General features: G+C 46.9%; 9 protein-coding genes. 3 read left to right on the forward strand and 6 right to left on the reverse strand.

Going from position 1 to position 12,053, the window contains the following annotated elements:
• Window positions 1–24: 24 nt before the first annotated feature.
• From lysA to SYNPCCP_RS17805, 5 genes are all read right to left on the reverse strand, one after another.
• Window positions 25–1,434 carry a diaminopimelate decarboxylase gene (gene lysA / locus SYNPCCP_RS14880; protein WP_010874055.1) on the reverse strand — a complete coding sequence of 470 codons (1,410 nt, stop codon included), beginning with the start codon at window positions 1,432–1,434 and terminating at the stop codon, window positions 25–27.
• Between the two features lie 168 nt (window positions 1,435–1,602).
• Window positions 1,603–3,027, reverse strand: a complete 1,425-nt coding sequence (locus SYNPCCP_RS14885; protein ID WP_010874056.1) for a GTP-binding protein — start codon at window positions 3,025–3,027, stop codon at window positions 1,603–1,605.
• Between the two features lies 1 nt (window position 3,028).
• Window positions 3,029–4,783 carry an arginine--tRNA ligase gene (gene argS / locus SYNPCCP_RS14890; protein WP_010874057.1) on the reverse strand — a complete coding sequence of 585 codons (1,755 nt, stop codon included), beginning with the start codon at window positions 4,781–4,783 and terminating at the stop codon, window positions 3,029–3,031.
• Window positions 4,784–4,980: 197 nt separating this feature from the next.
• Window positions 4,981–5,937, reverse strand: coding sequence for a glycosyltransferase GtrB (gtrB, locus tag SYNPCCP_RS14895; RefSeq protein ID WP_010874058.1), 957 nt, complete (start codon window positions 5,935–5,937; stop codon window positions 4,981–4,983).
• 72 nt (window positions 5,938–6,009) lie between these two features.
• Window positions 6,010–6,138: a hypothetical protein gene (locus SYNPCCP_RS17805; protein ID WP_255345218.1), complete on the reverse strand. Its 129-nt coding sequence runs from the start codon at window positions 6,136–6,138 to the stop codon at window positions 6,010–6,012.
• Here SYNPCCP_RS17805 and SYNPCCP_RS14900 point away from each other — a divergent pair, their 5' ends adjacent.
• The 3 genes from SYNPCCP_RS14900 to trpB all read left to right on the forward strand — a co-directional run bounded on the left by SYNPCCP_RS14900 (window position 6,139) and on the right by trpB (window position 8,841).
• Window positions 6,139–6,849 carry a gamma-glutamyl-gamma-aminobutyrate hydrolase family protein gene (locus SYNPCCP_RS14900; protein WP_010874059.1) on the forward strand — a complete coding sequence of 237 codons (711 nt, stop codon included), beginning with the start codon at window positions 6,139–6,141 and terminating at the stop codon, window positions 6,847–6,849.
• Window positions 6,850–6,928: 79 nt separating this feature from the next.
• Window positions 6,929–7,525, forward strand: a complete 597-nt coding sequence (gene clpP, locus SYNPCCP_RS14905; protein WP_010874060.1) for an ATP-dependent Clp endopeptidase proteolytic subunit ClpP — start codon at window positions 6,929–6,931, stop codon at window positions 7,523–7,525.
• Between the two features lie 77 nt (window positions 7,526–7,602).
• Window positions 7,603–8,841, forward strand: coding sequence for a tryptophan synthase subunit beta (gene trpB, locus SYNPCCP_RS14910; RefSeq protein ID WP_010874061.1), 1,239 nt, complete (start codon window positions 7,603–7,605; stop codon window positions 8,839–8,841).
• 70 nt (window positions 8,842–8,911) lie between these two features.
• Here trpB and SYNPCCP_RS14915 read toward each other — a convergent pair whose 3' ends face one another.
• Window positions 8,912–11,884, reverse strand: coding sequence for a tetratricopeptide repeat protein (locus SYNPCCP_RS14915; RefSeq protein ID WP_020861970.1), 2,973 nt, complete (start codon window positions 11,882–11,884; stop codon window positions 8,912–8,914).
• Window positions 11,885–12,053: the final 169 nt, after the last annotated feature.

Here is a 12,053-nt window from a genome sequence, read left to right on the forward strand (position 1 = left end):
GTTAGGGTGGGGGTAGGGAAAGGTTTAGGACAGTAGACGGTTGGGTAGACAATCCTGGCGCAATAGGTCGGTGTAGGTTTCCCGTTGCAGAATCAGGTTTGCTTGTCCTTGGTTTACTAGTACAGCGGCGGGGCGACCTAAACGGTTGTAGTTGGAAGCCATGCTGTGGTTATAAGCACCAGTGGCAGCCACTACCATAATGTCCCCTGGTTCGGCGGCGGGTAGGGCCACATCCTTAACGAGAATATCGCCGGACTCACAATGTTTCCCGGCCACGGTGACAGTTTCGGTAATTTCGTCGTTCATCCGGTTGGCTAGGGCAACGCGATACACCGATTGGTAGGTGATGGGGCGGGGATTGTCGGACATGCCGCCATCGACGGAAATATAGGTGCGAATATTGGGCACAACTTTACGCCCTCCCACCCGATAGGCCGTTACACAGGCAGACCCCACCAGGGAACGTCCCGGCTCAGCAATCAGTTTGGGGTAGGGGATGTTCTGGCGATCGCAGGCTTTGGCAACGGAGATGGCCGCCACTTGGGCCCATTCTTCGATACTGGGGGGATCATCACTTTCGGTGTAGCAAATCCCTAGGCCACCGCCGATGTTCAATTCCGTCAGGGGCAAGCCGTAGGTCAAGCCTTTGGTAAACCATTGCACTAACACTTCCCCTAAATCTTTGTGGGGTTGACGCTCAAAAATTTGGGAGCCGATGTGGGCATGGAGTCCGAGACAATGGAGTGAGGGTTGTTGGGCAATGTAGGTGAAAACCGCTTCTAGTTGGTTGGGATCAAAGCCAAATTTGCTGTCCAGATGCCCCGTTTTAATATATTCATGGGTGTGGCATTCGATGCCTGGGGTGAGGCGCAACATAATCTTTACCGGTGCCCCTGAGTCGGCCGCTAGTTTGGTCAGGGTTTCCAGTTCCAACCAGTTATCGACAATGATGGTGCAGTTAATGGCGATCGCCTCTTGGAGTTCCTGCACCGATTTGTTATTGCCGTGGAAGTAAATTTTTTCTGCAATCTCAGCTTCGTCCCAGCCTAATTGCTTCAGGGCTGAAACCGTGGTGAATAATTCCCCGCCGGATACGACATCAAATCCCAACCCTTCCTGGGCGGCGATCGCCACTACGGCTAAACAACTCCAGGCTTTGGAAGCGTAGATTACTTGACTGGAACCCGGATAGTGGGCTTGGAAGGATTGACGATACTGCTGGGCCGCTTGCCGCAGGGTGGTTTCATCCAAAATGTAGAGGGGAGAACCAAACTGTTCCACCAAGGCTGGGACGGAGCAACCACCAATTTCTAGTTCACCGTTTTTATTAATAACGGCCGTCAACGGTAAAAGATTTTGGTTGGGGGAGGGGGAGGCCGGGGTTTTTAATAAGGTGCTTCCGGTGGTTGGAAGGGGCATTTCAGTGGAGAGCATGGCAGGGGGATTTTTAATACAGATAAAATTTAGTCGGACTGGTCGGACATCGGAGCTACAACAACCGGGGGCAAAGCAAAACCCTAAAAGTATCAATAACTCTTGTAATATCCCAGTTTATCAATCTTAGGGATGATTGTTTTCCTTCTTTTTTGGCTGTAACTATGGTCAAGGAGAGGGGGACACAATTCTTTCTGGAGTTAATTTTTCCTGCAGTTCTTGCTTAATGCGGGCCATAACGGAATTTTGATCCAAAGAGTTGAGAATATCCCGCACCACTGTCCTTGGCCCCGTTTCTCCCCAGGCGGCCCCATTGGCTAAATAGGTTTTGGTCACTTGACCGATCGCCAAGGTGGACACTCCGGCCACACTAGCTTGGGTGAGGGCAACGGAAATATAGGGGGCCAAGGCCAATCCCCCGGTTAAGGGCACCGTCAAACCGAGTAAACCCTTGAGGGAACTAAGGCCCAACCCCGCCAAAAATTCGCTGGCAGTGATGCCCCCCATACTCACCCCAATTTTTTGCAACAGGGCGATCGCCGCCGTTTGGGTCATGGGCAAACCATACAGCTTGGAAAGGGAAATAATCAGAGCCACATCCACCACTGCTCCGCTGAATAAATCCAGCACGGTCACCGGATTGAGAGCAATGGCCGTCGCCTTGACCATTACTGCTTTTTGGAGAATGGTATTGGCTTGGCTGTCCCGCAAACGCATTTTTTGTTGCACTAATTTATCATTCAGATTATCAGCACAAAGTAAAGTATTTAAAGCTACTAAAGATTTCCCTTCCCGTTGCAATAAATCAATGATTTTTAAGCGCAAATTATCAACTTTTGCTTCCCCCCGATATTGGTAACGCTCCAATTTTCCCTGGGTATTTTCCCTCAATTCTGTCACCAAGGGACTGGCAGAAACTAAGACAATTTCTTCTGGAGACAATAATTCTTTCACCCGTTCATCGCGAATTTTTTCATAAATTAATTGCTGATCCGTCGCCGGATATTGATCAATTTTATTAAATACTAGCAACATGGGTTTGCCCACCGCCCGCAATCGGGACAAGGCTTGGAATTCCACTTGGGACATATCCCCGGCAATGACAAACAAAATTAAATCTACCTGTTGGGCCACGGCGATCGCCAATTGTTCCCGTTCTTGACCCTTTACTTCATCAATGCCCGGTGTATCAATTAATTGTAATTGGGCATTGCCCCAACCAGAAATGGTAACGGTGGACAATCCGTCAGCTTGGTTCAGTTGCCAGGAAGCAGATTGTTGGGTCTGGGTAACACCATGGACTGGCCCAGTGGTGAAAACTTGCTCACCTAAAAGAGCATTGAGCAGGGAAGATTTCCCCCTTCCCACTAAACCAAAAGCCGCAATTTGCACTACTCCTTGGTTTAAATTTTCTAGCATGGTACAGAGGTGGCTAATTTCCTTTTCCAGTCCCTGTTTTTCCGTAGTATCGAGATCAATTTGTTCAACGATCGCCGTCAAACTAGCCTGGGCTTGCTGATAATTTAAATCTTCTTGAATCGCGCTAATAATATCTAAAGTTTGGTCTAAATCAGTCAAGGAATTATTATTCATGCTACATCCTGTCTAAAACCGGAATGCCCAATAAAGACAGACCCAATTTCAGCGTTCTGGCTGTGAGATCACAGAGCAATAAACGGGAACCGCGCTGGGGATCGCTTGCCTTCAATACTGGACAATTTTCGTAAAAACGGTTGAAAACTTTGCTTAATTCGTAAAGATAATCACAAAGGCGATTGGGTAATAAACTAATTTCCACCGTTTCAATTACGTCAGCAAATTGTAAAAGATTTTTAGCCAAAACTAACTCGGTTGGTTCAGTCAACACAATTTCACCGCTGTCCATCTGAGCAAAATCAATGCCCCCTTCCCGACTAATACTTTGAATGCGGGCGTAGGCATAGAGCATATAGGGAGCCGTATTGCCCTGGAGAGCCAACATTTTGTCAAAACTAAACACATAATCACTGGTGCGATTTTGGCTAAGGTCGGCATATTTCACTGCCCCAATGCCCACCCGTTGGGCAACTTCCGTCTTAAATTCTTCAGTTTCTGATCGTTCTTCTGCTGTTAAACGGGTTTCTAAATCCTGTCTTGCTCGAGTTACGGCTTCCGTTAGCAAATCCTTTAAACGAATGGTGTCCCCCGCCCTAGTTTTTAGTTTTTTGCCATCTTCCCCCTTGACCAAACCAAACGGCACATGGACTACTTGAGTCGGGTCAGTCAGAATGCCAGCTTTTTCAGCTACCTGGAAAAATTGAGCAAAATGATTAGCTTGCCCCGCATCGGTGACATAAATGATCTTCTCAGCGCCATCGGTGTTTAAGCGATAATTCAATGCGGCCAAGTCCGTGGTGGCATAGTTATAACCCCCGTCGGATTTTTGCACTATTAACGGTAGGCGATCGCCGTCCTTATTAGTAAAGCCATCGAGGAAAACGCATTGAGCACCGTTATCTTCCACCAGCAAATCTTTTTCCTGCAATAGTTCCACCACACCGGGCAAAAAGGGATTATAAAATGATTCTCCCCGTTCCTCAATGGTGATATCTAAGCAGTCATAAATCAGTTGAAATTCCCGTCGAGATTGCTCACAAAGTAATTGCCAAGCTTTAATACTTTTCGCATCCCCTGCCTGGAGCGCAACCACCGCTTGACGGGAAGTTTCCCGAAATTGTTCATCTTGGTCAAATCTTTGTTTAGCTTGCTTATAAAAGGTGACTAGATCGCCAATATCCAGCGCATCCGCAGTCACTAATGCCTCTGGATAAACCTCTTTTAAATAGGTAATTAACATACCAAATTGGGTGCCCCAGTCTCCCACGTGGTTGAGGCGCAAAACATCATAGCCTCGGAATTCCAGTACCCGAGCTAAACAATCCCCAATAATGGTAGACCGGAGATGACCCACATGCATTTCCTTCGCAATATTGGGACTTGAAAAATCTACCACTATCCGTTCTTCGCCTTTAACTAATGACACTCCTAACTGTTGATTTTGCTGAAGTTTAATTAATTGTTCCCCCAGATAATCAGGCAATAACTTGATGTTAATAAAACCTGGCCCAGCAATGGTTAACGGTTCACAAATTTCGCTTAAATTAACTTTATCCACAATCTCCATGGCGATCGCCCGGGGCGGTTGACCCAACTGCTTAGCTAAGGGCAGGGCAATGTTGCATTGAAAATCACCAAATTTAGGATTGGAAGCCGGTACCACTAGGGGAGTGGGTAGGGTAACATCAGATGGAAACTGACCTTCCAGAGCTTGGGCAAAGTGATCATTAAGTTGGGTCAGAATCGATACCATGGACGATGATGTTAGGGGAAGTGAACGTTAAATAATCAAAAACTAAGGGCTGGGCTGGACAATAATGCCCCATGATAAGCCCCGATGTAACCAGTATATTAGATTAGTTGCCCTAAGTGATTTATACAATAGAATTTATCGACTATCAACACTAACTTCCAGGGTAATCAATGGCCATAAAAATGCCATATTTCCGCCTAATTAAGTTTTTCCAATGGCAAATATTCTAGTCCCCAAAGATCACTAACTAAATATAAAGGTCTAGCTTTTACTTCTTCATAAACCCGACCTAAATATTCCCCAATCACGCCTAAACTAATTAACTGCACTCCCCCAAGAAATAAGATAGCCACCATTAGGGAGGCGTAGCCTGGCACATCAACACCAAGGGTTATGGTTTTCAAAATCAAAAAGCTAGCGTAGGCTAAGGATAACAGTGAAATGATTGATCCAAGGTAAGTCCAGACTTTGAGGGGAAGTAAACTAAAAGAAAAAATGCCGTCCAAAGCAAAATTCCAGAGTTTCCAATAGTTCCATTTTGTTTGTCCTTGGAAGCGGGGTTCCCGATCAAATAAAACGAAAGTTTGGCGGTAACCCACCCAGGCAAATAAACCTTTCATAAAGCGAGTTCTTTCCGGTAGCTGCTTAATCGCATTAACCACCTTGCGGTCCATTAAACGAAAATCGCCAGTATTGGGAGGAATTTTAATTTCCGTCATGCGCCCAATCACTTTGTAAAACATTTTGGCGGTGAATTGTTTTACCCACGTTTCCCCCTGCCGTGAACGACGGGTGGCATAGACAATATCATAACCTTCCCGCCATTTATCAACTAACTCATGGATCAATTCCGGTGGATCTTGCAGGTCGGCGTCGATGGGAATAACAGCGTTGCCTTGGGCGTAATCAATGCCAGCGGAAAGGGCAATTTCTTTGCCAAAGTTACGAGACAGATTAACAATCTTAATTTGGCGATTACTTTGATAGCAATCAATTAATTGTTTGAGGGTTTTATCCTTACTACCGTCGTTAACACAAATAATTTCGTAGGTAATTTTGAGGGGAGTCAGCACCTCCAGCAAACGGGCAAATAAATGCTCAAGGTTATCTTCCTCGTTGTACATTGGAATCACAATAGACAGTTCAATGGTCATAGATGTAACTTATTTCCTGTCAATTTAGTCAGTGCATTAACGCCGTTGCCCAATGGAGTGATCTAGTTAGAATCAATGCAGTTGGTTAATGGAACCTACTGTTACCATGCCGATCGCCAGTGGTCTATAAATAATTTCGTTCCTCGGCACTGGCTTGGGTAATTCCGTAGCATTTCCAGAATATTTCCAGAAAATTACCATATGCAAGCTCACTTTTTCCAGCACGTTCCCTTTGAAAATCTTGGTGCCATTGAACGTTGGCTCAGGGCTAAAGGTTACGCCATCAGTCAAACCGCTTTTTTTCAGCCATCTTTTAGCCTTCCTTCTTTGGACGCCATTGACCTGTTGATTGTCCTGGGCGGCCCCATGAGTGTCAACGATGAGGCGCAATATCCCTGGTTGGTGCAGGAAAAGGAATTCATCCGTCAGGCGATCGCCGTTGGGAAACCGATATTAGGTATTTGCCTGGGGGCCCAACTCATGGCCAATGCCCTAGGGGCAAAAGTTTATCCCAACGCTGTCAAGGAAATTGGCTGGTTTCCCATCATGGGGCAAGAAGGTAAATCACAGTCAGGTTCATTCCAGTTTCCCCCCAGCCTTGAAGTTTTCCACTGGCACGGTGAAACCTTTGATTTACCCCCAGGGGCAGAGTTAATTGCCTCCAGCCAAGCTTGTCAGCATCAGGCTTTCCAAATTGGGCGATCGGCGATCGGTCTGCAATGCCATTTGGAAACTACCCCCACAGCGGCCCAGGCTTTAGTAGACAATTGTGCTGATGAATTGATCCTTGGCCCCTTTGTGCAGGATGCCACCACTATTTTGGCCGATAACCAAGCTAGATTTGCCACCATGGGCGCAGTTCTAGTCCAATTGCTGGAATATCTACACCATCAAGTTATTACCCCTGCCTAATCCCCTGGCTCCCAATCCCTAGAAGCGGAGAATATGGCACAATCTAGGGAGAATACTACGGTAACAACACCATCTCCCCATGATTCCAACCGTCATTGAAACGTCTGGGCGTGGCGATCGCGCCTTTGATATTTATTCCCGCCTACTCCGGGAGCGGATTGTCTTCCTGGGGCAAGAAGTCCGGGATGAGAACGCCAATTTAGTTGTTGCCCAACTGCTGTTTTTGGAAGCGGAAGATCCGGAAAAAGACATTTATCTTTACATCAACTCCCCCGGAGGCTCGGTGTCGGCAGGACTAGGAATTTTCGACACCATGAACCAGATCCGCCCCGATGTGTGTACCATCTGCATCGGTTTAGCGGCCAGCATGGGGGCTTTTCTCCTTAGTGCTGGAGCCAAAGGTAAGCGCATGAGTTTGCCCAACTCCCGCATCATGATTCACCAACCCCTAGGGGGAGCCCAGGGCCAAGCCACGGATATTGAAATTCAAGCCAAAGAGATTCTTTATCTTAAAGCACTACTTAACCAACATTTGGCCAACCACACTGGCAAATCCCTAGAGGAAATTACCGCCGATACGGAACGGGATTTCTTTATGTCCGCTGAGGAATCGAAGGAATATGGCTTGATTGACCAGGTAATTAACCGTCGTCCTTCCGCCAGTGACCCTATTTAACCGCTGTATTAGCTCCCCAATAGCTGTTACAAATTGACCCGACCATAAAACTTTCCCAATTCCCTTCCTGACTGTCCGTGAACATTACTTCCCCTCTTTCTGCCCCTAGTCATCAGTATCCCGACGCCCTGGGTCGTTTTGGCAATTATGGCGGCAAATATGTGCCTGAAACTTTAATGCCGGCTCTGACGGAGTTGGAGGAAGCTTACTATCGCTACCGGGCGGAGAGTTCCTTTCAGGAAGAGTTAGCGGGGTTATTAAAAGACTATGTGGGCCGTTCCTCTCCCCTATATTTTGCGGAAAGATTAAGCGCCCATTACGCCCGTCCCGACGGAACCTATCCTTTGATTTACCTCAAACGAGAAGATTTAAACCATACGGGGGCCCACAAAATTAATAACGCCCTGGGCCAGGTTCTCCTTGCCAAACGCATGGGGAAAAAGCGGATCATTGCCGAAACTGGTGCTGGTCAACACGGGGTGGCAACGGCTACGGTGTGTGCTCGCTTTGGCTTGGAATGCATCATCTACATGGGGGTGCAGGATATGGAGCGGCAAAAGCTGAATGTCTTTCGCATGAATTTGCTGGGGGCCAGGGTGCAACCAGTCACAGCGGGCACTGGAACCCTCAAGGATGCTACCTCTGAAGCAATCCGGGATTGGGTCACCAATGTGGAAACTACCCATTACATTCTTGGCTCTGTGGCCGGACCCCATCCTTACCCCATGATGGTGCGGGACTTCCACCGGGTCATTGGCCAGGAAACTCGCCAACAGGCATTGAAAAAATGGGGCGGTCTGCCGGATATCTTGCTGGCTTGTGTGGGGGGCGGCTCCAACGCCATGGGGCTGTTCTACGATTTCATTGATGAGCCAGCAGTGCGGTTAATTGGTATCGAAGCGGCAGGGGAAAGCATTGTCTCCGGTAAGCATGCGGCCACTTTAACCATGGGTAAACCGGGGGTGTTACATGGGGCCATGAGTTATTTACTCCAGGATAAGGAGGGTCAAGTAACGGAAGCCCATTCCATTAGTGCTGGTTTAGATTATCCCGGTGTGGGCCCAGAACATAGCTATCTCAAGGATGCGGGACGGGCAGAATATTACAGTGTCACCGACCAAGAGGCGATCACCGCTTTGCAGAGATTATCGCAATTGGAAGGAATTATTCCTGCTCTGGAAACTGCCCATGCCTTTGCCTACCTAGAGACTCTCTGCCCGCAACTGAAAAATGGCGAGCGGATTGTGATCAACTGCTCCGGCCGCGGGGATAAGGACGTACAAACGGTGGCTAAATATCTCCAGATGGAAATTTAACCGGTCAAATTTTCCTTAAAAGTGGCTTTGACAATGGATTAATTTCCCCAGGCCCAGGGAAAAAGAATAATTACTCTGCTTCCCCGATTAGGGTAAAAGCGCCCCAATAATAGGGCTCCGGATACTCTTCCTTGAGTTGGAGCATGGCTTGGCGGAGGGCAGCGGCTTTGCCTAATCCCTGCTGTTGCCATTTTTGGTAAAACTCGGTCATCAGTTTTTCTGTGGAAGCATCATCCACACTCCAGAGGCTAACCAAAATACTTGGTACCCCCGCCGCAATTAGGGAACGGGAAAGGCCGATTACCCCATCGCCGGTGATTTCTCCCTGGCCTGTGTCACAGGCACTAAGGATGGCAATGTCCGCATGGAGGGGGTTAGTTTCAAAATGGTCAAAAATCTCCGCCGCTGTGATGCGCCCCGGGGTGCTCAGTAAATCTTCTTTGCTTTGGTCCGGTTCCGCCGTCAGGTAAATGGCGCTTTCCAAACCGTTTTGCTCGTCAAAGCTGGCATGGGTGGCAAAATGCAACACTTCAGCCCGGGGCATTTGGGCCAAGACCGCTGCTTCCCTAGCTTGTTTACCGATTAGGGGTTGCACCCCCAACAGTTGACCAATTTGTTTTGCTTCATTAGCGGCATTGGTTAAATTATCGAGGTTATCGGGATAGGGGTAGGGATTGCCCACCACTAGGGCCGGGGTCAGATTTAATGCCTGCTGTTTGAGCCGTTGTTTTTGTTGGGCCGTTTGGGCTAGTACCTGGATGGAAGGGGCCGTGAGGATGGTGTGTTTCTCAATTAAATACTGACCATTACTGTCCTGGAGAGCGGGAAAGGGAATGCCAAATAAGGCTCCCTGAGGAATAAAAATAATAGGGGCATCGGCATTGTTGGGTAACAGGTCGGCAATGGGGTCGATCAGAATTTGGTGAAGTTGTTGTAGGGAGGCGCTGGCTTCCTGGGCGGTGCGGCGGGCAATGATATCAGAAGGCGATCGCCTGGTGACGGATTGTCTAGTGGTTTGGAGTAACTGCACAAAATCCACGTCTTGCAAATCTTGGTTGAAGTCCATCTGGCGGAATTCCATGGTGCCGTTGGGGGCAATGACATAGATGTACAGCTTGATTGGGGAAGCGAGATCCTTGGTGGGAATCAGAGCGTAGGTGACCAGGGTACTTTGGCGATCGCCAGCAATTTTTTTCAGGGCGGCAATGGTGGGTTTTTCGGTGGGGATAAAATTAGCATCTCGGGCAAAACGTTTATTGAGCAGTTCTACTAAGGCCCTGGCCCGGCCCCGTTCAGCAACTTCCAAAGCTACAGCGGGTTCATTTTGGGCAATTAAACTTTCCTGTAAACGAAAATAATTGTACAGATAGGTATCAAAGTAGGAAACTTTTAGTTCATCACTTAAATCTTCGCTGTTAATTGATTCAAATAAATCGATAGCTTGGGTTAAAAATAAGGTAGATTTGTCATATTTTCTTTGATCAAATTCGACGTAACCAATATTGCTGAGAATGGTTGCTTCTAGCCCCACATTTTTAACTGCTCGACTGAGGGACAAAGCCTGTTCGTAGTAATTTAATGCCTGGTCATAATCCTCACGGGCATAGTAAATTGTCCCAATATTATTTAAGGTTAAAGCTTCCCCATCCCGGTCTTTAATTTCCCGACGTAGGACTAACGCTTGTTGATAATAGTCCATGGCTTGATTAAGTTCACCCAAGCCGTCATACACGTAACCAATATTGCTCAAAATTGCTCCTTCCACCAGGCGATCGCCAGTTTCTTGGGATATTTTTAGGGCTTCTTTGTAGTAGGTTAAAGCTTCATCTTTTTCACCAACACTATCATAGAGCAATGCAATATTATTTAGTCGTATCCCTTCCCCAGAGCGATCACCTACCAATCGGGCTAACTCCAAAGCCTGTTGATAATATTCTAGGGCCTGGGCTTTTTGCCCCAATCCATCTAAAACTAAGGCGATGTTACTAATGACTGAACCTTGGAGGGATTGGTCCCCCACCGCCTCCGCAATGATTAAAGATTCGATGTAATATTGCAGAGCCTTATCCTTTTCGCCAAAGCCATCGTACACCAAAGCAATGTTATTTAAACGCACTGCTTCCCCCTGGCGATCGCCCACTGAACGGGACATGGTTAGGGCTTCTTGGTAATATTCCAGTGCCTTCTCCCTTTCTCCTAAGTTGTTATAAGCCAAGCCAATATTGCTGAGGCTAGTGCCGATGGTTTCTAAATCATTGAGGCTTTTTCCTAAGGCTAGGGCTTCAGCGTAATATTGCAAAGCTTTTTCACTTTCTCCTAAGTTATCGTAGGCTACTCCCAAGTTATTAATGGTGGTCATTTCTTCGGTTTTGTCGCCAGCTTGACGGATTAAAACCAGAGCCTGTTGATAAAAATCAATGGCTTTTTTTCGATCTGCTAAGGCATTATAAATACTACCAATATTATTTAGGGTAGCTCCCTCTAGGGCCTTATCTTGCAACTGTTGGGCCAAGGGAATCGCTTGTTCATAATAGGCCAGAGCTTGGGATTTTTCGCCAAAGTCAGAATAGATGGTGCCTAAACGATTGAGAGCAAATACTGTTTCCCGATTAACAATGCCTATTTGCCGATAAAATTCCAAACCTTGGGTAAATAATTCGATGGCCTGGAGTAAGGATTCCTTTGAACCTTCATCCATCATGGCCTGGGCTTTAATTAAGGATTGATGCCCTTGGATTTCGACTAGTTGGTTAGCATCGGGCAGAATAATTTGCAGTTTATATTTTCCCGTTACCCCTGATTTATTACTAGTAACCACTACCCCATACCCTTGGGGATCGATTTGATTGATTAAAATCCCCGCATTAGTGTCATATAAATCATCATTTTCTGCCAACTTATTACCTTCCCCATCCATCAAGATTAAATAAGGATCAAAATCTTGGCTTTCTAGGTAAATTAAGACGGGCTGATCCGCCGTTAATTTGAGGGGATAAAGGTCAAAAATTACTCCATTGTCCGCACTTAAATCCCCCGCTTCCAACTCTCCGACGGCGCTATCAATAATTTCTACCTGTTCTTGGCTATAGGCAGGGCAGGAAAGAAAAAAAAACTAAGAATTAATAGCCAAGGGCAGCGCATGGTGGTTTCTCCAGGCAAAAGTCAGAATTAGTCGAGATCAGCTAGGGGAAGTGAGCAAAAACTATAATTAT

Origin of the sequence: Synechocystis sp. PCC 6803 substr. PCC-P, assembly GCF_000284455.1 — a bacterium.
Taxonomy (GTDB): Bacteria; Cyanobacteriota; Cyanobacteriia; order Cyanobacteriales; family Microcystaceae; genus Synechocystis.